The following is a 22,909-nucleotide window of genomic DNA, read 5'->3' as shown; positions in this document are numbered from 1 at the left end:
GCGCTAGAGTAAGGGCGCAAGGATGTCGGATCACGACATTTCCAGGTTTGCGAGGACGATCTCGCGCCAGATACGGGTCGGTGTCATCCAGGCATCCCAGATATTGTAGCGCCCGCAGAAGACGACGGCCGCGAGATCGGCCTCCGGCATCAGCCACAGTCTCTGTCCGCCATTGCCGAAACCTGCGAACCAACGACGGTCCTCGCCGAGGGCCAGTGCCTCGCCGCAGAACCAGAGCCTGCCATAATGCAACCCGTCACCCGTCGGCACGATCGGGCGCAGGGAGCCATCGATCCAGCCTTCGGAGACGACGCGATGCCCCTCGAACAGACCCTTGCCAAGCACGAGGCGTCCGATCTTCAAGAGGTCGCGAGCGGTCAGACGCAGGCCGGAGGCCGCGGACGCGACACCGTCCTGTCCTGCCGACCATTCGAACACGGAAATGCCGAGCGGTTCGAACAGGGCCTCGCGCGCGAAATCCGGCAGGCTTTTGCCCGTTCCCTGTTCGATCAACGCGCCCACCAGCGCCACGCTGCCGCCGGAGTAGATCCACTGCGCTCCCGGTTCGGCGACGAAGGGTCGCTCGAGAACGTAACGGTAACGATCGGCAGCGTTTTCCATCCCGATCTCGCTGTTCTCCGGGTCCGTATAAGGGCGGCTCTCGTCCCATTCCATTCCGAGCGTCATGGTCAGCGCGTGTTCAACCGTCAGCTTTTGCCGCGTTGGATCGGTGGCGAGGTCTGCATATTGCTGAAATTGAGCAAGAAGCGGCGCAGCCGGCGCCGGTACGAGGCCGCGATCGAGCGCGATGCCGTAGAGAAGGCCGACCACGCTTTTCGTCACTGACCGGAGATCATGCAGCGTGTCGGGTTCGAAGGAGACGACCCCGAGCGGCTGCCCCCAGGTCTCGTCGATACCCTGATCATAGCGTTCTAGGACCGGCGTTCCGGCTCGCTCGACGACAACAGCATGCAGATGCGGCAGCAGACCGGAGGCCACGCCGGCGGCAAGTTTATCAGCGATATCAGGGTTCAGACCGGGGAGAGCAGTTGCGAAGGCGGACATGTTCTTTCCTCCGGAAAAAGGGCGGCTGCCATGAGTTTAGCAGGGGGACCATCTGCTGCAACAAGCCCACGGCTCATCCATCTCTAGAAATGCTGTTTTCGCCCGTCTGTTCGACGTTTGGACAGGTCCTACAACGGCGGCAGCCGGCGCTTGACCGACTGCCCCTTGATCACCGCCGTGCTGGTGACGGCATGGTCGGACAGGCCTTCCAGCACCGCATCCATCTCCTCGACGGAGCGCACGACCAGCCGTGCCAGAAACGGGTCCTCACCGGTGATCCGGTCGCATTCGACGATCTCCGGCGTTTCCTGAATGAGCTTTTCCACCAGATGCAGCTTGCCCGGCAGCGGCCGGATGCGCACCAGCGCACGGATCGCATAGCCGAGCGCCCGCGGATCGGTCTCCACGGTGAAGCCGGCGATGATGCCCGTCGCTTCCAGACGCCGAACCCGATCGGCAGTGCTCGGGGCCGACAGGCCGACCAAACGGCCAAGCTCGCTCATCGGCAACCGGCCTTGCGCGTCGAGCACCGTCAGCAGGCGCGCGTCGATGGCATCGAGGGGGGAATTTGTGGATCGAAGGGGTTCGGCGTCTTTTGCTTTCGTCATAGGTCGAAATTAGCGGTTTCACCTCCGATCCGCCATGGATTTCGGTGGATGATCCGACGATGCTGAACGCCTCTCTCTCCAAGGCTTATCCCATGATCATCGGCATCCTCTCAGGGCTCGCCACTTGCGCGCTCTGGGGCCTCACCTTCGTCGCCGCACGCGCGGTGGCGCCCTTTACCCCCATCGATCTCGCGGTTTCGCGCTACGGCCTGTTCGGCCTCGTCTCGCTCCTGCTGATGCTGCATCCCCGCTTCCGCCCGGTCGGGCTCGGTCTGCGGCACTGGTGCATTGGCCTTGCGCTCGGCGGGCTCGGCTATGTCGGGTATTTCGTCAGCGCGGCCTTCGCCGTCGGCCTTTCGGGACCGACCATTCCGCCCCTCGTCACCGGACTGATGCCGGTGATCCTGCCCTTGATCGCCAATCTCAGCGAGAAGGCCGTGGCCTGGCGCAGGCTGGCAGGCCCCCTGCTGCTGATCGCCGGCGGTATCGCCTTCGTCAATCTCGGCACATTCGCGGATGTGGCGTTGGAAGACCGGGGGAACCTTCTCGCTGGCACGGCCCTGTCCTTTGCAGCACTTGCCGTCTGGGTGGTCTATGGCCTTGCAAACTCCGCCATCATGCGCAGCGACGGAAACGCGCCCGACGGTCTCGCCTGGACGGGTCTTCAGGGCATCGGCGCGCTGATCGGCAGCATTCTTCTGCTTCCCTTCACATCGCTCGCCGCGCAGACAGCGTTCACGCTACCGCAGGTCGAGACATTCATCCTCTGGTCACTGCTGATGGGCCTTGCAGGATCCTGGCTGGCCACCGTGCTCTGGGTGGTCGCTGCGCGCCGCTTGCCTCTGTCGCTCGCCGCCCAGTTGATCGTCGCCGAAACGATTTTCGGTCTCGGCTACGGCTTCGTCTTCGAGGTGCGATGGCCGACAGTGACCGAGGCCGCCGGCGCGGGACTGCAGATCGCCGGCGTCTGTCTTGCTATCGCCGTCTTTACGTCCAGCAGCCGCAGTAGAGTGAAAGGGGCATAGATTGGCATTCCGCATCAGATTTGATCCTCGCCTCAGTCATCCTTCTCGCGGACATCTGAAAGGTGATGCTCCTGAAGGGATCAGACCCCGATCATCGATATCTACTGCCAAAATTGGAACTTCTTCGCAAACAACCCGCCGTCAAATCGATAGCCACTCGAACCTGCCCTAAGGCCAAAGCTCCGGGCCGTTGGTATCACACCACCGCGCACACCGTTTTCGTCTCGAGATAATTCTCCAGCCCCGGCGCGCCGTTTTCATAGCCCCAGCCGGATTGCTTGTGGCCACCCTTGGGCAGTTCGGGGGAGAAATAGGAGTGGCAGTTGATCCAGACCGTGCCGGAACGGATGGCGGCCGACAGGCGGTGGGCGGCACTGAGGTCGGCGGTCCAGACGCTGGCGGCAAGGCCATAGGGGGAATCGTTGGCGAAGGCGAGCGACTCTCCCGCCTCGTCGAACGGTGTGACGGCGACGACGGGACCAAAAATTTCCTCGCGCATCAGGGCCATATCCTGACGCACGCCGGTAACGACGGTCGGCGCATAGAAGGTCTGCTGCTCGCCGTCCTGCACCCCGCCTGCGACGATCTCCGCGCCGTCGGACACACCGCCGCGAACATAGCGCGCGACCCGGTCGGCCTGTTTCCGGTTGACCAGCGGCCCGAGGTCGGTCTCAGGGTCGAGGCCGTGGCCGAGACGCAGCCGGCCCGCCTCCCGCGCCAACCCCTCGACCAGCCGGTCGTAGACCGCACGGTGGGCATAGACGCGCGAGCCGGCGACACAGACCTGCCCGGCATTGGCGAAGATGCCGCGGGCGATGCCGGGAACAGCGAGGTCCATGTCTGCGTCGGCCAAGACGATGGCCGGCGATTTGCCGCCCAGTTCCAGCGTCAGCTTTTTCAGATTGCCGCGCGCGGCCCCCACGATCAGCTTGCCGACCTCGGTCGAGCCGGTGAAGGCCACCTTGTCGACATCCGGATGGGCGGCGAGCGCTGCGCCCGCGACTGCCCCGGAGCCGGTGACGATGTTGACGACGCCGGCCGGTATTCCCGCTTCGATCATCAGTTCGCCGAGGCGAAGGGCGGTGAGCGAGGTTTCCTCGGCCGGCTTCAGCACCACGGTGCAACCGGCGGCAAGGGCCGGCGCCAGCTTCATTGCGGCCATCAGCAGCGGGGAATTCCACGGTGTGATGGCGGCCACAACGCCGATCGGTTCGCGCGTCGTATAGGCAAAGATTTTTTTGCCCGGCGGCTGGTAGGCAATCGAGGTGGGAATGGTGGTGCCGAGGATTTTCGTGGCAAAGCCCGCGAAATAGCGAAACTGTTCGGCCGAGGCCGGGATTTCGCCAAACCGTCCGGTCTTCAGCGACTTGCCCTGGTCGAGTGTTTCAAGCTCCGCCAACGCATCCGCATTCGCCTCGATAAAATCGGCGATGCGCCAGAGCAGTTTTGCGCGTGCCGACGGCGTCATGCCGCGCCAGGCGTCGCTTTCGAAGGCGGCTCTCGCGGCCGAGACGGCCGCATCCACATCCGATGCATTCGCTTCGCTCAGTTCCGCCAGAGGCTCGCCGGTTGCGGGATCGTAGGTCGAAAACGTCGCGCCGCCGGAGGCCTCAACCCAGGTACCGCCGATCAGCAGGCGTTTACGCGGTATCGACAAGAAGGCCTTGGCGCCCTCGCTTTCGGGCTTGTACGGGCGAAGGATGAGGGTCATGGGGTATCTCCGGTCTCGCTTGCTGCGCCGGAGCGCAGGCGGTTGGCGGCGGAAAGCGCGCCGCGCAGGATGGAATGATAGCCGGTGCAGCGACAGAGATTGCCCTCCAGCGCCGACAGGATCTCCGGCTCTCCCGCCTGTCGGTTGCTGAGGAACAGCACAGTCAGCGCCATCAGGAAGCCGGGCGCGCAATAGCCGCACTGGAAGGCATTCTCATCGATGAGCGCCGCCTTGACGATACGGGCGGTCTCGAAGGCGTCCAGCCCTTCCGGCGAGACGATGTCGGCCCCCTCGATCTGCCAGGCCATGACGAGGCAGGCATTGACGGCCTGGCCGTTCATCATCACCGTGCAGGCGCCGCAGCGCCCGATGCCGCAGGCGACCTTGGTGGCCGTCTGGAGGTACTGATCGCGCAGGATCTCCGAGAGCCGCGTCTCGGCCGGCGTGACGATGGACTGCATCTCGCCGTTGAGGCGAAAGGCGATGGCGCTCATACGCGTGCTCCGATCGCATCCAGAAGGCCTTCCGGACAGAAGGGGACGGTCAGCGGGGTCTTGCCGGCGTTCTGGCCGGCGGTCTGGCCGATGGCCGTTCCGACGGCATTGGCGATGGCCGGGGTGATCGCGCCGATCCCGAGTTCGCCGGCACCGCGCGGGCCGAGACCGTCGCCGTCATCCAGCCCTTCCAGCGCGAAGACTGACAGGCTGCGCGCCGTATCGCGGATGCCGGGCAGCATATAGGTGTCGAGATTGGCGGTCACATAGGCACCGTCCAGCATCCGCGCGTCCTCGGTCAGCGTGAAGCCGAGCCCCTGGATCGCCCCGCCCTCCATCTGCCCGAGATAGGCGGCGACGTCGAGAACCGGGCCTGCCGCTGTGTGCTGGTGGATATCGAGGACGCGAACCGCGCCCGTGATCCGGCTCACCGCCACGCGCACGATGCAGGCGCCGAAGGCGAAGATGTAGCGGGCATTGCTGGCCGTGTACTCCGTCTTTGGAAAGTCGAAGGCGACCGTGACGGACGGCCGTGCGTCGGGAGCGAGCGCCTCGGCCAGATCTCGAAAGCGCATCAGCAGCCGGCCGCTGTCGCTGCGCCGGTCGGCGATGCCACCGGGGGCCAGTTTCAGGCCGTCGGCAGGCCGGTCGAGCAGGCGGGCGGCGGCATCCGTCAGCCGGGCGGAAAACTCCGGGCCCGCCAGTCGCGCCGCCCGCCAGACGACATAGCCGCCGCGCGAGGCACTGGTGGAGCCGGAATCCGGGGCAAGCGCCGTGTCGCCGGTGACGGGCAGGATATCGTCGCGGCTGATCCCGAGTTCGGCCGACACGGCCGCCTGGACGGAGGTGAGCAGCCCCTGCCCCATCTCGTCCAGCCCGTAGGCCGCCTCGATCAGCCCGTCGGCGCGCAAGCGCAGGCGCCCGCCGGCCGGATCGGGCACCAGCGAGCCGAGCCCATTGCCCTGATAGTTCAGCGCCATGCCCGTGCCGATCATCTCCTCGCCGTCGCCGGGCCCGGGATCGTCCCAGAGCGGGCTCGCGGCGGCGGCCTCCAGCATGTCCATGAGGCGCTCCGACGGGGCGACAGTTTGGCCGAGAAAACCGGGTGAGCCTTTTGCACGTAGGTTCCGCCGGCGGATCTCCACGGGCGTCAGGCCGCAGAGCTCCGCCAGCGCATCCATCTGGCATTCGATCGCATAGGTCATCTGGTTGGCGCCGAAACCGCGAAAGGCGCCGCAGACGCCGTTATTGGTATAGGCAAGCCGCCCGCGCGTCGAAACATGCGGGATGACGTAGGGACCGGCGACATGCTCGAGCGCGGTTTCCAGCACGCCGGGACCGAGCGAGGCATAGGCGCCGGCATCGGCGAGCAGGTCCACCTCCTGCGCGATCAGGCGCCCGGCGGCGTCGCAGGCGGTGCGCATGCGGATGATCATCGGATGACGCTTGATGCCGGATATTACCGACTCGGCCCGCGATAGCTGGAGGCGCACCGGCTTGCCGGATTTGATCGCCAGCAAGGCCAGCGCCGGCTGCACCGTCAGCTCGTCCTTACCGCCGAAGGCGCCGCCGGTCGGGCTGGTGACGACGCGGATCGTTTCCTCTGGACGCCCGAGAATGCGCGCCAGCTGCAGCCGGTCGCGCGCGCCGTGCTGGCCTCCGACGAAGACGGCGAGCGATCCGTCCGGTTCGACACGCGCAAAGCCGCCTTCCGTTTCCATGAAACCATGCATCTGCCGCGAGGTCTCGTAGCGCCGCTCGACGACATGCGCCGCCGCCCCGAACCCGGCCGCAACGTCGCCGCGCGAAAAATGCAGGATCCGCTGCAGGTTGCCGCCCGCATGGATCGCCGGGGCTGTGTCCGACAGCGCTTCTTCGGGGTCTGTCACGATGGGCAAGTCTTCGTAGTCCACCCGGATCAGCGCGAGCGCCGCCTCCGCCGTGGCCGCATCGACGGCAGCGACAGCGGCCACGGGATCGCCGACATAGCGCACCGTGTTAAAGCAGAAAGCCGGCTGATCCTGCACCACGATGCCGAACGCATTCTCGCCGCGAATGTCGTGGTGCGTGACGACCGCCGCGACGCCGGGCAGCGCCTCGGCCGCGCGGGTATCGATCGACAGGATGCGCGCATGCGGGCGACCGGCCCGCAAAATCCGCCCGACCAGCATGCCCGCCTCCCGCCGATCCGTCAGGTAGGACAGGGTTCCGGAAACCTTGGGCTCCATGTCGGGCCGGACATGCCAGCGATGCGGCTGGTCCGTCCGAGACAGGCGGATCTCCGTTGGCGTGCGCGGCATCTCCAGTTCTGCCGATCTCTGCGGCACGGGGCCCTCGGCCAGGCGGGATCGTCCGGCATCCCGCAAACCCTGCACCAGCGCATTGGCCGCAACCATCCGCCTGTACCGCCCCGACCGAAACGCATCGTCGGGCGCGTCGATCGCCGCGATCAGCGCGGAGCGTAGCGCCGGCCAGTCGATCCCGGCGACATCCTGTCCTGTGAGCCGCCGCTCGATCTCATACAGCCTGCGCGGCACCACAATGCCGCCGCCGACCGCGAGGCGAGCCGCGACGATGGTGCCATCGTGGCAATCGAGACGGCCCGCAATGCCGATGACGCTGGGGGTGAAGGCAGCACGCAGGCCGATCTTGCGCTGGGTCCAGCGGCTCTGGGAAGCCGGCACCGGCAGGTGCACCGCCTCCAGCACCTCGGCCGGGTCGGCCGGGCGGCGGAGCCAGCCGGAAAGGGGCTCGCGGAAGCGCCCGTCTCTGCCCGTTACCTCCAGCGTCGCGTCCAGCGCCAGTAGCGCCGGCAGGAGGCAGCCGGTGCGGGCGACGACGTTGCCGCCGACCGTGGCGAGGTTGCGCACCGCAGGCCCGGCCACCGTGCGGGCGGCGGCTTGCAGCATCGGCAGGTGATACGCCACACGCTCGCTGGAGCAGAGAAGGCCGAGCGGCGACAACGCCCCGATCCGCAGGCCCGCCGCATCCCCCGTGATCCCCTTGAGGCCGGGAATGCGGCCGAGGTCGATCAGTCGTGTCGGCTTGGACAGGCCGCGGGCCCACTCCAGTTGCAGCGCCGTGCCGCCGGCAACGAGACGCGCATCGCCCTGAAGCAGGTCGAGCGCCTCCCGGACGCCGGCCGGGTGCAGGACCTCGAGGGAAAAGGGGTGCGGGAGATCGGCCATCGTCACCCCGCCCCGGCAACGGTGCCGAAGCGCAGGCCCTTTTCCTTCAGCCAGCGGCGATAAGCGATGGAGGAGGAATCGGCGCGGGTCGGAATTTCCCGCCGGGGCTCCATCGGCAGGAGCAGCGGGCGCTGGTTCTCCACGATGATGCGGTCCTGCAGGAAAATAACCTGCTCGAAATGCAGAAGCGAGGTCTGGGTGGAGGCGGTATCCACCAGATACATGACCGGCTGTGCCCGACAGAGATCCTCCTCGATCGGCTGTATGAACAGCGCGATGGCGTCGAGCCGGTCGGGGGCCGTCGGACAGACGCGGTAGAGCATCACCACGAAGGGCATCGGCACGCGGTAGGTCAGCTGCACGAAGCCACCCTCGCTTTCGGTGGCGGCGATCCGCGGCTGGAAGAAGGTGCAGTTGGTCGCCCACACCTCGTCCACGTCGCGGCGGATCTCGCTGAGATAGCCCGGCACCTCCGTGTTCGGCTCGGCGCCCAGAATATCGGCATGGACGAAGGGGAAATGCGCCATGTCGAGAAAATTCTCCACCACCCGCAAGCCGGAGGCACGCATCGTCACCCAGCCGCAGGGCACGAACCGGCGATCGGTCTCCAGCGCCTCCGAAATGTCGAAGATGTCCCGGCGCGGCGCGCCGAGCGTCGTCCATACGCAACCGTATTTCTCCCGCACCGGCAGTGGCGGGCCGGCAGGGGCCTCGCGGACGGTGATGCCATCGGCGCCGCGCGACACGATGATGTCCTGCCCGAGCAGGCGGGTGAAAACGGGCGCGGTCCCGATGTCGGCCGCTGTTTCGACCGCATACCATTCATCGAGCGCTGCACTGTCGGTCGTCTTTGCCACCTGTCTCGCTCCATCGTCCCTTGCCGGTGTTCGGAATGCTCCGCGACCGGCGGCCGGTCCTTTCATTGCCCCGCTTTCGTCCACTGCGCCGTGCCTTCGCTGTTCTCTGCGAGCCAGGCGGCCCGGCGGGCGAAATGGGGTGGAGCGAGGCGGTGGATGTCGGCGATGATGTGGTCGAGGTCGGCGGTTTTCAGCACACCATCCTCGGCCAGGATCCTGCCGTCCACCATGGTCAGGCGGACATCGCTGCCACGCACGGCGTGGACCAGATTGTGCTGTAGGTTGAAGTAGGGACCATCGGAAAAGACCGGCGTCATGCGCGGCGTGTCGGTGCGCACCGCGATCAGGTCGGCGCGCTTGCCGGCTTCCAGCGATCCGATCTCGTGGTCGAGCCCAATGGCCCGCGCACCCGTGATCGTCGCCATGCGCAGCACGTCCCAGCTGTCCATGGCGGCGGCGTCGAGGTCTTTCAGCTTGCCAAGGAGGGAGGTCACCTTCATCTCCTCGAACATGTCGAAATTGTTGTTCTCCTTCTCGCCATCCGTGCCGATGCCGACCGGCACGCCGGCGGCGAGCATATCGGCCACCAGCGCGATGCCGCTTGCGAGCTTCATATTGCTCACCGGATTGTGGGCGACGGAGACGGTATGGTTCGAGATCAGGTCGATTTCCGACGCATCGAGCCAGACGCCGTGGGCGATCATGGTGCGCGGCGCCTCGAAGAAGCCGAGATCCTTCAGGGCGAACATCGGGCGCTTGCCATAACGCCTTTCGAATTCGGCAAGCTCGATCTGTGCCTCGCTGCAATGGGTGTGGAAACCGGTATCATAGCGTTTTGCAAGGTCGATGGCGCGCTGCTGGCCGGCTTCGTCCGCATAGAACAGATGCTCCAGCCCGACCCAGACATTGACGCGGCCACCGGCCTTGCGGTGCCACGTCTGCAACATGGCCTCGTTCATGTCGAGCGTGTCGAAATAGTTGTAATCCGGGTGTTCGCCGACATAGGGAACCGCCACCAGCCGGTTGCCGATGATCTCCGCCGCGCGCGCGCTGCCGTCCATGAAGCGCCACATGTCGACCACCGTCGTCGTGCCGCCGAGCACGGATTCCGCGTAGCAGAGAAAGGAGGCGGCCTCGGCTTCCTCCGGGCGCAGCATGCGGTGCATGGGGTTGATGTGCAGGGTCAGCCAGTCCCAGACCGGCAGATGCTCGGCGGTCCCGCGGAGAAACCCGGAATGGGCATGCGCATTGACGAGGCCGGGCATCAGCAGGCAGTTCGTCATCCGCTTCACCGGCACCTCTGCGTTGACGGCCGTCAACATGTCCACCGGCCCGACGGCCAGGATGCGGCTGTCCTCGATCAGAACGGCGCCACCCGCAATCACGCTGTTTGCGGCGTCCATGGTCAGGAGCGTATCGCCGGCGATGATCTGCTTGTCCGTTGCCATTCTGGGTCCCGTTCGGGTTGAGGGTCTGTCGGTCATGGGTCTCACGCCGCTCGCAGCAGAAAGTCGGCCGCGCGTTCGCCGATCATGGTCACCGGTGCATGGGTGTTGCAGGTGGGAATGATCGGGATCACCGAGGCATCCGCAATGGTCAGGCCCTCGACGCCGCGCACCCGCAGGCGGGCGTCCGTCACCGCCATCTCACCCGCGCCCATGGCGCAGGTGCCGCAGACGTGGAAGAAGGTCGAGCAGGCATTGCGGATATAGGCGACGATCTCGCGACGCGAGAGCCGGGGCGCTGGCGCGAGATGGCCGCCGAACCAGTCGGCATAGGCGCGGGTCTGCACGAGGTCCAACACAGTTTCCACGGAAATGACCAGCGCGTCGAGATCGGCTTGTTCGGCCAGGTAGTTCGGCTGAATCTCCATCCGACCGCCGGGCTCGGCACCGAGCAACCGCAGATGACCGATGCTTTTCGAGCGCATCAGGCCGCAGCCGATGGAGAAGACCTCGCCGGAGAGGTCGTGAAGCTCACGAATGCGCGCCTCCGCGCCGTTGCCCTGGATCGGAAACGCATGGAGGTCCGCCTGCGGCAGGGCGGCCGACGATTTCCAGTTGATCATGGTCCCGCCGCCATTGCCGACGACCGGCCCCAGCGGTTGCCTCGCCCGGAACACGCAGGACTGTACCAGCGGATGATCCTGCAAATTGCGCCCGACGCCGGGCAGCGCGGCGAGGACATCCACGCCGAGCCGGGAGAGTTCCGCGGGATCGCCGATGCCCGATTGCATGAGGAGGCGCGGCGTATCGATAGCGCCGAGTGCGAGCACGACCTGCGTGATGGCACGCGTCTCGCACAGGCGCCCTTCGACAAGATGCTTCACGCTGACGCAGTGGCGGTGCTCGAAGCCGAGACAGACCGCAAGCGACCCGGTCAGCACCGTCAGGCGCGGGTGCGCAAGGATCGGCCGGAGATAGCCTGTCGCCGAACTCCAGCGCTTGCCGCCCGAAATGTTGAAATTGGCGATCGCCGCCCCTTCGTTATCAGGCCCGTTCGGATCGTCGATGACCGGAATTCCAAGCTCCGCCGCGCCGCCCAGCATGGCGTCGGCGACCGGATGAACAGGCGCACCGCGCTCGATGCGCAGCGGGCCGCCGGCACCCCGCAGCTCTGTCTCGCCGTCCTCCCAGTCCTCCGCGCGCTTGAAGAAGGGCAGCACGTCAGCAAATGACCAGCCCTCGCATCCGGCCTCTGCCCAAGCATCGTAGTCCATCGGATGGCCGCGATACCACATCATGGCATTGATCGCCGACGAGCCGCCCAGCACCTTGCCGCGCGGAATGCTGATCGTGCGGCCGTTCACCCGTTCCGTCGGTGCATAATCGTAGCCCCAGTCGTAGGCGCCACGCCCGAGCGGCACCCAGCCGGCGGGATCGTCCAGTGCCGCGACATCGAGACCGGCCGGGCCGGCCTCGATCAGGAGCACGGTCGCGTCCGACCCCTCGACCAGCCGGCGCGCCACGGCACAGCCGCCCGAACCCGAGCCGACGACGATATAGTCGTAAGCCGGAGCAAGCGTTCGGACGGGCAGGATGGTCGGGTGCGCCATGGTCTAGTTGTGCTCGCTCGGCCCCATGATGACCACGCTCTCGCTGGCCTCCACATGGCGCACGAAGATATACTTGTCCTCACGCCCGTCGCTGTGCTTGCGCCGGATGTCCGGCTGCACGCTGCCGGCCACCTTGGCGACGACCAGATAAGGCACGTCGGCTGACAGGCCGGCCTGGCAATGGGCGTCGAATTCCTCCACCGTTCGGGCGGTAAACGCATGGTCCACGCCGCAACCGCGCGCGATGGCGGCGATGTCGACGCGGCCGAAGGCCGTGTGTGTCGGGGGGCCGCCGATCGACTGGTAGCACTCGTTGTCCCAAACGACGACGAACAGGTTCTTCGGCTGCTCGTTGCCGAGCGTCGCCAGAATGCCGAGATTGAACATCATGCCGCCATCGGTATCGAGCGAGACCACGCGCCGGTGCGGCAGGCCGGCCGCAAGCCCGAAGGCCTGCGGCGTGACGCAGCCGAGCTGCTGCTGGAAGAGGCTTGCCGCGCGCATGTGCGGGGCGGCATTGTACCACTCGTCGACGCTGCCGCCGAGCGACAGGATCACCAATTCGTCCTTCAGCCGTGCGGCGAGCGCCGTCATGCAGTCGAAACGCTTCATCGCACGATCTCCCCGCCAAGCGCGATCGCCGAATGATAGTAACCGGCATAGGACCAATTGTAGGCATCGACGATCGCCCGCTCGATGCCGTCTTCCTCGCGTACCACGCGGTAGGGAATGCGCAGCGCGTCGAGCACCGGCTCCATGGTGATGCCGTGGGGGATCGCCCACCAGTTGTTCTCGCCAAGCTCGCCACGATAGCTCATGAGCATCACCACCGGAATGCCGGCACCGAGACCCATGCGGGCGAGCGGCTCGACGGCGGCGCGCAGGCCGGAATTCTCCATCACCAGCGCGGCGCGCTTGCCCGAAAGGAACACGCCGCCGCAGATGGCCGCGCCCTCGCCCTCGTTGGTGACACGGATGGTGCGGATGTCGGGGTCGGCGTCGAGCGCCGGATAGAGTTCCTTGAACAGCGAGTCCGGCAGGTAGCAGACGATGCTGACGCCCGCCTTCTTCAACCCCCGGATCACCGCATCGACGGCCGATTGCTTCATGATGCATCCTTTCGAGGCGAACAGGGTGGCAAGAACACAGTGTTCCGAATAGTCCATGATTTCGTTACGAAGCGGTGCGCCCAGCGCAACACCTCAGCCCGCTTCCCCGGTGGCGTCGCGCAGGCGGTCGAGATGTCCCCCGAGCACGCGGCCAAGCGCGGAGGAGGCCGGCGACATTTCCTTTTCGGTGCGCGAGAGCAGCATGAGCTTGCGCAGCGAGAGCTTCGGATCGCGCAGCGGCACGAAGCCCAAGGTGCCCTCGGCAATATCCTGCTCTATGCCGACGCGGGTCTGGAGCACGAGCCCGAGGTCGCGCTTGGCAAGGTCCGTCATCAGCGCGATGGAATTGGTGCGGGCGCGCTGGTTCAACTCGGCAAAGGTGCGCCCGAAGGCCTCCTCCACCCAGGCGCCGAGCGTCAGGCTCGCATCCGACAGGATGACGCGCTCGCCGGCGAGGTCCGACATGCGCAGGTCGGTCTTGCCGGCCAGCCGGTGGTTGGGCCGGGTGACCACGCCGAGCGGCAGCGACACCATGCCGATGCGTCGCACATTGCGCGGCACCCGGATGTCGAAGACGAGGCCGAGATCGCATTCGCCTTCGGCTACGGCATTGGCCACCTGCTGGGAACTCATCACCCGCACATCGACGGCGATGCCGGGATGCGATCGCCAGAAGGCCTCAAGCGCTTCCGGCATCAGTCCGCGCGACACGCTTTCGATGATCGCCACCGACACCGTGCCCCGGTGCAGGCCATGCAGCTCGTTGATCTCGTTGCAGGCGCGGTCGAGCTCGGAAAAGCTCTGGCGGGCATGGTAGAGCATCAGCTCGCCGGCGCTCGTCAGCTTCAGCCGCTGGCGCACCCGCTCGAACAGCGGCAGGCCGAGTTCCTCTTCCAGCTGCTTGATGATGCGGCTGACCGAGGAGGGCGCGACATTGAGCATCTGGGCGGCCTGCCGCATCGAGCCCAACCGTGCCACCAGCTGGAAATAGTGGATGCGGATGGCGACGAGGCCGAGCCGGTAGGGGTCCATCAGACCCGCTCGAACAAGGGCTGCAGCGCCATCTGCGGCACCAGCACATTGCCCTTGTCGGTGATACGGATTTCCGGAATGACCGACAGGGGGATGAGGTTGAAACCCATATAGGGAATGGTGCAGCCGGCCTTCTCCCATTCGATCTTCAGACGTTTCACCTCTTCCGCCACCGCATGGACGCGCTTGTCGGAGAGAAGCCCCGCGATCGGCAATTCCACCATTGCGGTCACCACCCCGCCCATGACGACGCAGACCCCGCCCTGCACAGCCGCAATCGCGTCCAGCGCCACCTGCATGTCGGCCTCGCTGGCACCGGCAACGATGATGTTGTGGCTGTCATGGCCGACCGAGGAGGCAACCGCGCCGCGCTTGAGGCTGAAATTGCTGAGCAGGCCATGGCCGACATTGCCGTCCGATTTGCCGTGCCGCTCCACCACGGTCACGAAGCAGAGGCCATGGCGGTCGAAGTGGGTCTGCCAGTCGTTGGCGGGTTCGAGCACGACGGGCACATGACCGAGCATGATGCCGGGCAGCTCCGTGCGGATCGTGTGGGCGATCACCGTCTCGGTCGGCAGATCGGGCGTGAGCTTCAGGCCCTTGGGCAGTTTCACGGTGCTATAGGCGGCGTCCGGATAGCGGTAGGGACGGGACAGGGTCTCCTCCAGCACGGGGGTGATCTTCCGCTGATCGACCACCAGTTCGCCGCCATACCAGGTGCTGACCGGGGAGAGATCGTCGCTCAGAAGCACGAGATCGGCGCGGCGCCCGCCGCCCATGCCGCCGATCTCGCCGTCCATGCCGAAGCGGGTGGCGCCATGCAGCGAGCCCATCGACCAGGCCTGTTCGGGCGTCATGCCGGCCTTCACCGCTTCGCGCACCACCCAGTCGAGCCCGAAGAACAGGAGGTCGTCGGCATCACGGTCGTCGGTGCAGACGGCAACGCGTTTGTGGGACGCGCCAAGCTCGGTGATCGTCCGGATCGCATGCGGCAGGGAATGCCAGGCGGTCGTCGGCGGGCCGCCGCGCAGGAACAGCCAGATACCGGCCTCCAGCAGGTCGTCGGCGATCTCCCGGTCGATGGCTTCATGCGTGTCGGTGACGCCGGAGGCGGCATAGGCGGCAACGAATTCGCGGCCGTAGACATGGCCGGAGACCGGCCGGCCGCGCGCGAGCGCCGCCGCCAGGATGGCATGGGCGCGTTCGTCGCCCATGGCGACGGGCACGAAATCCATCTTCTCGCCGAGAGCCACGGCTTCCGGCCACGCATCGAACAGCGCGGCGATCTTGCCTGGCGTCAGATCGCCGCCGGCGGTTTCAAGTTCGGGCGAGGTGGCGGGAACCGTGCTCGGAACGGTAAGGAAGATCGACAATGGCGCATGGCGCGCATCCTCCAGCATCGCCTCCACACCCGCCACGTCCATTACATTACCGATCTCGTGGCTGTCGCAGAAGATCGTCGTCGTGCCGTTGAGAAGGGCGGCCTCGGCATAGGCGCAGGCCGTCACCATGCTGGATTCGATATGGATATGCGGATCGACCAGCCCCGGCGCGAGAATCCCGCCCCGCGCATCGTAACGCTTCGCCCCGCCCTTGTGGCTTCCCGCGGGTTTGACGGCGGCGATGCGTCCGCCCGAAATCCAGATCTCCCGCTCGGGCAGGATCCGCTCGGAATAGGTGGAGAGTACCCGCGCGTCCCCGATGACGAGGTCGGGATCGCGGCGCCCGGACGCGACATCGGCAAGCCTGCGCGTCATTGTGGAGAGCGGCTGGACGGAAAAGCGGGTGAGAGGCTGCATGGCGATCTCCGGGGATGGGTTGAGATGAGCGTGACGGGTTGGTCTGTCTGTCTTTTCTCCCGCAGAACCGGCCGATCCTCCCGATCGTCCAGCCCTAATGATAATCCGGGATGCCCGGCATCGTGATGAAGCCGTCGAGCGCGCGGACGCGGCGGATCCAGCGGCGCAAGGCGGGGAACGCGTCGTGATCGACGCCGTAATCGCGACTGAGTGCGAAAGAGGGAAAAAGGGCAAGGTCGGCGAGGGTCGCCCCGTCGCCGCAGAACCAGTCCTGCCCGTCGAAATGCCGCAGCGTCATGTGGTCGTCCATGGTGCGGAACGCCGCGCGTGCCCGTCTACGCAAGGCGTCCGCATCGCCGGGGGCGGCGAACATCGCGTTCAGTCGCGCCTGGAACGCCGGTGCGAGTGCGATTTCGGAAAAGCCGAGCCACGTGACGACGGCGCCGAATTCGGCCGGCGCCTCCGGCAGAAAACGGCCCGCCGGGTCGTAGGCCTTGGCCAGATACATCAGGATCGCCGCCGTACCGTGCAGAACGAGGCCGTCGTGTTTGAGAACCGGGAGCGTGCCCTGCGGATTGAGCGCCAGCATGGCCGGCTTCAACTGCTCCTGCCCCGGAAACATATCGACTGCGACCGGATCGACGTTGCACCGGAGCAGCGACAGCAGCAGGCGGACGCGATAGCTCGCCTCGTCCAGTTCGTAATGGTAGAGTGTCGGCTGCGCCATCAGGCCACCTCGCTCGTGGTTTCCAGCCGGAAGCGCAACGCCTCCGCCCAGCGCGCATGATGCTTCTGCCGCGCGACCGGGTGGGGCTCCGCGCCGAGGAGGACGAGATGCGCGCACGTGCGGTCAGAAGTGACCGCCTGCACAGCCACCAGCAGCGTGTCTCCATCCACTGTGATCACCGCCGCGGGACCTTCGAGCCCCAGCTCTGTCTGGACGGCGGAGGCCGCACAGTCGATCGAGACGCTGCGCACCGGGGCGAAGCCGGTATCCGCCCCGAAATCAGGCAGAAGCGCATCCGCAGAGGCGGTCGCCCAGACGATGCCGTATCGTTCCGCGACCCGGTAGAGCGGCACCTTGATGGTCTGCGGCACATCGAGCTTCGGATGGGCGGGGATATAGCGACACTGGCCGGCCGCGTCGTACTGCCAGCCGTGATAAAGACAGGCGATGTGATCGCCGCGCACGAAGCCGAACGACAGACGCATGCCGCGATGCGGGCAGCGATCCTCCCAGACATGCGCCGTGCCGCCGGTGTCGCGCCACACGACGATCTCGCTGCCGGAGACCACGGCGCCCGCCGAGGTTCCCGCCTCGATCGACGACGACAGGGCGACCGGCACCCACCCCTCTTCCAGTCTCATGTCCCGCTCCCGTTCATGCGCTCAACTCCGTTCGACATCGAGGACGATGCAATCCTCGGGCCCGAGGCTGCAGGCCATTTCGAAAGCATCGATGAGGTCGTCCTGACCCCGGACGCGGAAGGTGGCCGCATCCGCATCGCAGGCGCCGACATCGATCTCAATATCCAGCCGCCGGGCGCGGTGCAGCGCGAATTCGGTAAAACTTCCGCACACCATCCGCCCGCGAAACGTGAACCGCGCCGCAGTGCTCATCTCCGACATCGGCGTCCCATCCCTTGCAAAACCAATCCCCAGAGCCCTGAAATTCGCCAGACTGCATAAAAAACTTGCACGTCTTTCTTTTGGGCATTCTAGGCATTTTTCGCCGCAGTATTCAAGTCGCCCGCTCCGATCCAGTGTTGCCTTTTACACATCGCTATTGCGGGAAAAACTCGCCGATACCGAACAACCACTGCCTTTTGGGGCCGGGTTTCCCGACACCGAAAGGCTTTGCGGCATGATGAGACCGCGAAAACTTGCGTCAGGTCCATGCGTTTCCCGCGGATTTCCCATGTTGGCCGGCGCCTTGCGGGTGCGGGATCCGCAAGGCGCCGCCAACTGGCACACGAGTTGCTTTAAAACGAGGCTGGGGCGCGACGTCGCTCAAGAGAACGACCTGAAGGGGATGCCATGATCGACCTGCGTACACTTTCCCGCCGCGGCTTCTTGAATATGAGCGCGGTCGGAGCGGCCTCGCTGATGCTGCCGGCCGGCCTTGCCCGCCAGGCGCTGGCGGCGACCGCGCTTCCGGCCATTGCCGAAGAAGACGCCGTGATCGGCTTCGGTCATGTCGGTCCCATTTCCGACGAGGGCTGGACCTGGTCGCACCATCAGGGCCTGCTGGCTGTCAAGGAAGCCTATCCAAAGCTCAAGAAGATCCTGGAAGTCGAGAACATTCCCTATTCCGCCGATGCGACGCGCACCTATCGGCAGTTCGTCTCGGAAGGCGCCAACCTGATCTTCGACACCTCGTCAAACGGCGACTTCCTGCACGAGGTCGTCAAACGCGCCACGGACGTCGCTTTCCTGGAATGCAACGGCCATATCACCATGGACAATCTGGGCTGGTACTACCTTGCCCACTGGTATCCGACCTATGTGCTGGGCGTGGCCGCCGGCCACCTGTCGAAGACCGGCAAGCTCGGCTATGTCGCGTCCTTCCCGGTGGCCTCCGTCTACGCCTCCACAAACGCCTTCCTGATGGGTGCACGCACCGTCAATCCCCAGGCGACGCTGCAAACCATCGTTATCAATTCCTGGTTCGATCCGCAGGCCGCGACCCAGGCCGGCACGGCGCTGATCGACAATGGCTGCGACTTCCTGTTCGGCATCATGGACGAGGCCGGCTACCTGCAGGTCGCCGAAAAACGCGGCGTCTGGGCCGCGATGTGGAACACCGACATCCGCCGCTACGGCCCCAATTCCTACGTCTCCTCGGTCATCATCGACTTCAAGAAATTCTATGTCGATCAGGTCGGCAAGCGCCTGGCCGGCACCTGGACGCCGAGCGAGACGCTGCTGGCCATGGGTGCCGGCGTCGACCGCGACGCATGGGGGGAGAAGGTGCCGGCCGATGTCGGCAAGGCCGCCGACGCCGTGCGCGACAAGATTATCGGGGGCTGGTCGCCGTTCGAGGGCGAGATCAAGGATGCAACCGGCACGGTCCGCGTCGCCGCCGGGCAGAAGATGACCGAACTGGAACTGTACAATTGGGACTGGTCCGTCGAGGGCGTTTCGGGGCTGACCTCTTAAGATCCGCATCATGTGAAGACCCCGCCCCCATGCTTCTCGACAGGCGGTTCGGAAGGGGCGGGTCGAAACCCGGCCTCGCCCGCCTTGCCTGAGCCGAAGCGTTCCCGCGTCCATCATCACAGCCCACAAGGTCCCCGGCCCTGTCGACATCCCCTCACGCACCCCGTTTCCAACCCACTCCCGGCACGCCGCCCCTCGTGCAGTTAAGGGGGATCGCCAAGTATTTTCCGGGCGTCGTCGCCAACGAGAATGTCCATCTGGAGGTCATGCCGGGCGAGATCCATGCGCTGCTCGGGGAGAACGGCGCCGGCAAATCGACGCTGATGAACATCCTCACCGGCATCTACCAGCCGGATGCCGGCGAGATCATCATCGACGGCTATGCGAAGCAGTTCTCGACGCCGGTGCAGGCGATCGCGGCCGGCATCGGCATGGTCCACCAGCATTTCAAGCTGGTTCAGGCCTTCACGGTGGCCGAAAACATCCATCTCGGCTGGTCGGACACGCCGCGCCGCGCCTCCGCCCATGTCCTGGAAGCGCGCACGCAGGCGCTCGCCGCCCGGTTCAACCTGGCGACCCGCCCCGGCGCACGGGTCAGCGACCTTTCGACCGGCGAGCAGCAACGCGTGGAAATCCTGCGGGTGCTCGCCCGCGATGCCCGCGTGCTGATCCTCGACGAACCCACGGCGGTGCTGACGCCGGCCGAAGCGCGCGAACTGTTCAAGGCGCTGCGGGTGTTCGCCGCCGCCGGCAATGCCGTGATCTTCATCAGCCACAAGCTGGACGAAGTGCTGGAGATCTCCGACCGCGTCTCGATCCTGCGCGGCGGCCGCAAGATCGCCACTGAAAACACGGCCGACTGCACGCCCCGCCTGCTGGCGCGGCGGATGGTCGGGCGCGATATCGTGCTTGCCGACATGCGCCAGCGGGCGCCGGGCGCCCGCCCGGTGTCGGCAACTCCGGTGGTGAGCCTCGAAAACGTGTCCGCCCTCGGCGATGGCGGCCATATGGCGCTGAGCGGCGTTTCGCTCGAGATCCGCGCCGGCGAGATCGTCGGCATTGCGGGTGTCGCGGGCAACGGGCAGCGCGAGCTGAGCCAGGTGCTGACCGGGATCCGTCCTGCCAGCGCCGGGCGCATCCTGATCGAGGGCCGCGAGGTTGCCGCGAGCGATCCCGCAGCCTTTGCCGAAAGCGGGATCGGCCACATTCCCGAAGACCGGCTGCACAGCGGCCTTGCGCCCGCGCTCAGCATCACCGTCAACGCCGTGATGCGGGAATACAGGCGACCGCCGGTCTCGCAGGGCGGCATCTACCGGCCCACCTCGGCCACGGCGCTCGCCCGCGAGATCGCGGCCGCCGCCGAGGTCACCATTCCGGATTTCGGCATGCCGGTACGAAATCTCTCGGGCGGAAACCAGCAGCGGCTGGTGGCGCGGCGCGAGATCCGCATCGCCAGCAAGGTGCTCGTTGCCGCCTATCCGAGCCGCGGCCTCGACGTCGGCGCGATCAACACGATGCTGCGCTACATCGTCGAGCTGCGCGATGCCGGCGCCGGCATCGTCCTCATTTCCGAAGAGCTGGAAGAGCTGCTCAACCTGTCGGACCGCATCGCCGTTCTCTACGAGGGAAAGATCATGGGCATCCTCGACAACGACAGGACCGATATCGACGAGATCGGCCTGATGATGGGCGGCCGCATGCGCATCCCCGGAGCCGCCTGACATGGCCACCTTCCGCTTCCAGCGCATCCCCTCCGCCTCGTCCGGCGTCGCCTTTGCGGCGCGTGCTGCCGCCATCCTGCTGGCCCTCGCCGTCGCCGGTCTCATTCTGGCAGCGACCGGGGCCGATCCGCTCGACCTCGGCTGGCAGGTGATCTCTGCGAGCTTCAGCTCCAGCTTCGGCCTGGAGGATCTGGCGCTGCTGGTCACGCCGCTGATCCTGACCGGCCTGTCGGTCGCCGTCGCTCAACAGATCGGCGCCTGGAATATCGGCGCCGAGGGCCAGTTCTATGCCGGCGCCTTCGGGGCGGCGGTGGTCGGCCTGTTCGTGCCCGGCCCGCCGGCCTTCATCCTTCCCGCCATGTTCGCGGCGGGGTTGCTGGGCGGCGCGCTGTGGATCCTGATCCCGACGCTTGCCCGCGCCTATGCCAATGTCAACGAGCTGATCACCACGCTGCTCCTCAACTTCGTCGCCATCCTCCTCGTCTTCTACGTCTCCACCAGCGTCTGGCGCGACCGCACCGCCAATTCCGCAACGCCGCGCATGTCCGCTGAAATCCCCGAATTCTGGGGCTCGGTTCACTGGGGCCTGCCGATCGCGGTTCTGGTCGCCGTCGCGGTCGGCCTGTGTCTCGCCTTTTCGCGCTGGGGCTATGAGGTGCGCCTCGTCGGCTCCAATCCGTCGGCGGCAAAATATGCGGGGATCCCGGTGCGCCGGCACCTGATCGCGGTCATGCTGCTGTCGGGCGCGATCGCCGGCCTGGCCGGCATGCTGGAGGTGGCAGGCACCGTTCACCGGCTGCAGGGCGGCATTTCCAACAATTACGGCTATCTCGGCATCATGGTCGCGGTGCTCGCACGCTCCTCGGCCATCGGTGTCATCTTTTCGGCCGCGCTGATGGCCTTCATCCTCAACTCCGGCATCATCCTGCAGACGCAGGGGCTGACGACCTCGGCGGTGCTGGCCATTACCGGGCTCATTCTGTTTCTCACCGCCATCGGCGACGAACTCGCCCATTATCGCATCACGCGCGACAAGGCGTGAAGGAGCAGACGATGGATCTTCTCACCGGCCTCTTTACCACAGCCTTCCTTGCAGGCGGCGTGCTGGCCCTAGCTGCCCTCGGCGAAGTGCTGGCCGAGCGGGTCGGCGTCGTCAACCTGGGCGTCGAGGGTCTGATGGCGATGGGCGCGCTGACCGCGATTGCCACCGTCGCCGCCGTGCCCTCGCCCAGCATCGGCTTTCTGGCGGCGCTGGCCGTCGGCGCGCTGTTCGGCATGGTGTTTGCTTTTGCGACCGTGATCCTGCGCGCCAACCAGGTGCTGTGCGGGCTGGCGCTGACGCTGATGGGCAGCGGTCTTGCCTCCACCATCGGCCGTGCCTATTCCGGCATGCCGGCCCGCGCCGTCTTCCCGGGCGTCGAGGTGCCGATCCTCAGCACCCTCCCCGTTCTCGGCAAGGCGTTCTTCTCGCAAAACATCCTCGTCTACCTGATCTACATCATCCTGCCGGTCGGGCTGTCGATCCTGATGTTCCGGACTCGCCACGGGCTGAACCTGCGCGCCGTCGGCGAGAACCCGGCGGCGGCCGATGCGGCAGGCATTCCCGTAACGCTGATCCGCTTTGCCTATGTCACCGCCGGCTCGGCGCTCGCGGCGGGCGCCGGAGCTTATCTGACCCTGACCTTCGTGCCCTCCTGGTCGGACGGCGTGGTAGCCGGTCGCGGCTGGATCGCCGTGGCGCTGGTGATCTTTGCGGGTTACCGGCCGATCCCGGCCGTGCTGTCGGGCCTCCTGTTCGGCTTCATCACCGCGCTCGGCTTTGTCGGGCAGGCGCGCGGCTGGCCGGTCGCGCCCGCTTTTCTCTCCATGCTGCCCTATCTCGGCACCGTGGCCTTCATCATCGTGCCGGTGCTCGCCTTCCAGCGCATGCGCCGCATCATGGCCGCCCCCGCCGCCATCGGCCTGCCCTATTATCGCGACGTCCGCTGACCGGAGACTGTCCATGCCGCGCATGAAACACATCGCCCATCTCGCGACCGTCAGCGGTGCTGTTCGCGCGCAGGTGGTTCGGGCTATAGTGCCTGCA

At 66.3% G+C, this 22,909-nt stretch carries 20 protein-coding genes; 5 read left to right on the top strand and 15 right to left on the bottom strand.

Annotation, left to right across the window (positions count from 1 at the left end; genetic code table 11):
- Positions 1 to 30: 30 nt before the first annotated feature.
- Both C8J33_RS16310 and C8J33_RS16305 read right to left on the bottom strand, forming a co-directional pair.
- Positions 31 to 1,065 (bottom strand): serine hydrolase domain-containing protein, encoded by a 1,035-nt coding sequence (locus C8J33_RS16310; protein ID WP_110801421.1) that lies wholly within the window; start codon positions 1,063 to 1,065, stop codon positions 31 to 33.
- 128 nt (positions 1,066 to 1,193) lie between these two features.
- Positions 1,194 to 1,673, bottom strand: coding sequence for an Lrp/AsnC family transcriptional regulator (locus tag C8J33_RS16305; RefSeq protein ID WP_110801422.1), 480 nt, complete (start codon positions 1,671 to 1,673; stop codon positions 1,194 to 1,196).
- A gap of 59 nt (positions 1,674 to 1,732) precedes the next feature.
- Between C8J33_RS16305 and C8J33_RS16300 the strand changes: the two genes are divergently transcribed.
- Positions 1,733 to 2,698 (top strand): DMT family transporter, encoded by a 966-nt coding sequence (locus C8J33_RS16300; protein ID WP_245420118.1) that lies wholly within the window; start codon positions 1,733 to 1,735, stop codon positions 2,696 to 2,698.
- A gap of 196 nt (positions 2,699 to 2,894) precedes the next feature.
- Here C8J33_RS16300 and C8J33_RS16295 read toward each other — a convergent pair whose 3' ends face one another.
- From C8J33_RS16295 to C8J33_RS16235, 13 genes are all read right to left on the bottom strand, one after another.
- On the bottom strand, positions 2,895 to 4,409 hold the full coding sequence (locus C8J33_RS16295) for an aldehyde dehydrogenase family protein (RefSeq protein ID WP_132664945.1): 1,515 nt from the start codon (positions 4,407 to 4,409) through the stop codon (positions 2,895 to 2,897).
- A complete protein-coding gene (locus tag C8J33_RS16290) occupies positions 4,406 to 4,903 on the bottom strand; it encodes a (2Fe-2S)-binding protein (protein WP_132664944.1) in 498 nt (165 codons plus the stop codon). Before C8J33_RS16290 ends, C8J33_RS16295 begins: the two co-directional genes overlap by 4 nt.
- The gene (locus C8J33_RS16285) at positions 4,900 to 8,091 is read right to left on the bottom strand and encodes a molybdopterin cofactor-binding domain-containing protein (protein ID WP_132664943.1); all 3,192 of its coding nucleotides are present in this window, start codon (positions 8,089 to 8,091) and stop codon (positions 4,900 to 4,902) included. The genes C8J33_RS16290 and C8J33_RS16285 overlap by 4 nt, the downstream gene beginning before the upstream one ends.
- A 2-nt stretch (positions 8,092 to 8,093) precedes the next feature.
- Positions 8,094 to 8,948, bottom strand: coding sequence for an aromatic ring-hydroxylating oxygenase subunit alpha (locus C8J33_RS16280; RefSeq protein ID WP_132664942.1), 855 nt, complete (start codon positions 8,946 to 8,948; stop codon positions 8,094 to 8,096).
- Positions 8,949 to 9,010: 62 nt separating this feature from the next.
- Entirely contained in the window at positions 9,011 to 10,396 is a 1,386-nt protein-coding gene (locus tag C8J33_RS16275) for an amidohydrolase family protein (protein ID WP_132664941.1), read from the bottom strand.
- A 41-nt stretch (positions 10,397 to 10,437) separates the two neighbouring features.
- Entirely contained in the window at positions 10,438 to 12,003 is a 1,566-nt protein-coding gene (locus C8J33_RS16270) for a GMC family oxidoreductase (RefSeq protein WP_132664940.1), read from the bottom strand.
- Positions 12,004 to 12,006: 3 nt separating this feature from the next.
- Complete coding sequence (locus C8J33_RS16265) at positions 12,007 to 12,615, bottom strand: thiamine pyrophosphate-dependent enzyme (RefSeq protein ID WP_132664939.1); 609 nt, start codon at positions 12,613 to 12,615, stop codon at positions 12,007 to 12,009.
- Positions 12,612 to 13,112: a thiamine pyrophosphate-binding protein gene (locus C8J33_RS16260; RefSeq protein WP_110735124.1), complete on the bottom strand. Its 501-nt coding sequence runs from the start codon at positions 13,110 to 13,112 to the stop codon at positions 12,612 to 12,614. Before C8J33_RS16260 ends, C8J33_RS16265 begins: the two co-directional genes overlap by 4 nt.
- Before the next feature lie 93 nt (positions 13,113 to 13,205).
- Positions 13,206 to 14,144 carry a LysR family transcriptional regulator gene (locus C8J33_RS16255; RefSeq protein WP_132664938.1) on the bottom strand — a complete coding sequence of 313 codons (939 nt, stop codon included), beginning with the start codon at positions 14,142 to 14,144 and terminating at the stop codon, positions 13,206 to 13,208.
- Complete coding sequence (locus C8J33_RS16250; protein WP_132664937.1) at positions 14,144 to 15,943, bottom strand: adenine deaminase C-terminal domain-containing protein; 1,800 nt, start codon at positions 15,941 to 15,943, stop codon at positions 14,144 to 14,146. The genes C8J33_RS16255 and C8J33_RS16250 overlap by 1 nt, the downstream gene beginning before the upstream one ends.
- Positions 15,944 to 16,037: 94 nt before the next feature.
- Positions 16,038 to 16,670 (bottom strand): glutathione S-transferase family protein, encoded by a 633-nt coding sequence (locus C8J33_RS16245; protein ID WP_110801430.1) that lies wholly within the window; start codon positions 16,668 to 16,670, stop codon positions 16,038 to 16,040.
- Positions 16,670 to 17,311 (bottom strand): Rieske (2Fe-2S) protein, encoded by a 642-nt coding sequence (locus C8J33_RS16240; protein WP_132664936.1) that lies wholly within the window; start codon positions 17,309 to 17,311, stop codon positions 16,670 to 16,672. Before C8J33_RS16240 ends, C8J33_RS16245 begins: the two co-directional genes overlap by 1 nt.
- Before the next feature lie 21 nt (positions 17,312 to 17,332).
- A complete protein-coding gene (locus C8J33_RS16235; protein WP_245507206.1) occupies positions 17,333 to 17,572 on the bottom strand; it encodes a hypothetical protein in 240 nt (79 codons plus the stop codon).
- A 408-nt stretch (positions 17,573 to 17,980) separates the two neighbouring features.
- On the opposite strand from C8J33_RS16235, the gene C8J33_RS16230 reads away from it, so the two are divergent.
- The 4 genes from C8J33_RS16230 (at position 17,981) to C8J33_RS16215 (ending at position 22,812) form a co-directional block, all read left to right on the top strand.
- Complete coding sequence (locus C8J33_RS16230) at positions 17,981 to 19,102, top strand: BMP family ABC transporter substrate-binding protein (protein ID WP_132449051.1); 1,122 nt, start codon at positions 17,981 to 17,983, stop codon at positions 19,100 to 19,102.
- Positions 19,103 to 19,299: 197 nt separating this feature from the next.
- The gene (locus C8J33_RS16225; RefSeq protein WP_207901514.1) at positions 19,300 to 20,823 is read left to right on the top strand and encodes an ABC transporter ATP-binding protein; all 1,524 of its coding nucleotides are present in this window, start codon (positions 19,300 to 19,302) and stop codon (positions 20,821 to 20,823) included.
- 1 nt (position 20,824) lies between these two features.
- Positions 20,825 to 21,865: an ABC transporter permease gene (locus tag C8J33_RS16220; RefSeq protein WP_110801434.1), complete on the top strand. Its 1,041-nt coding sequence runs from the start codon at positions 20,825 to 20,827 to the stop codon at positions 21,863 to 21,865.
- An 11-nt stretch (positions 21,866 to 21,876) separates the two neighbouring features.
- A complete protein-coding gene (locus C8J33_RS16215) occupies positions 21,877 to 22,812 on the top strand; it encodes an ABC transporter permease (protein WP_110735248.1) in 936 nt (311 codons plus the stop codon).
- Positions 22,813 to 22,909: the final 97 nt, after the last annotated feature.

It is taken from the genome of Rhizobium sp. PP-CC-3G-465 (genome assembly GCF_004343445.1).
In the GTDB taxonomy this organism is placed as follows: Bacteria; Pseudomonadota; Alphaproteobacteria; order Rhizobiales; family Rhizobiaceae; genus Ferranicluibacter; species Ferranicluibacter rubi.
The sequence above is the reverse complement of the archived record's forward strand: the minus strand, read 5'-3'. Positions and strand labels throughout refer to the sequence as shown.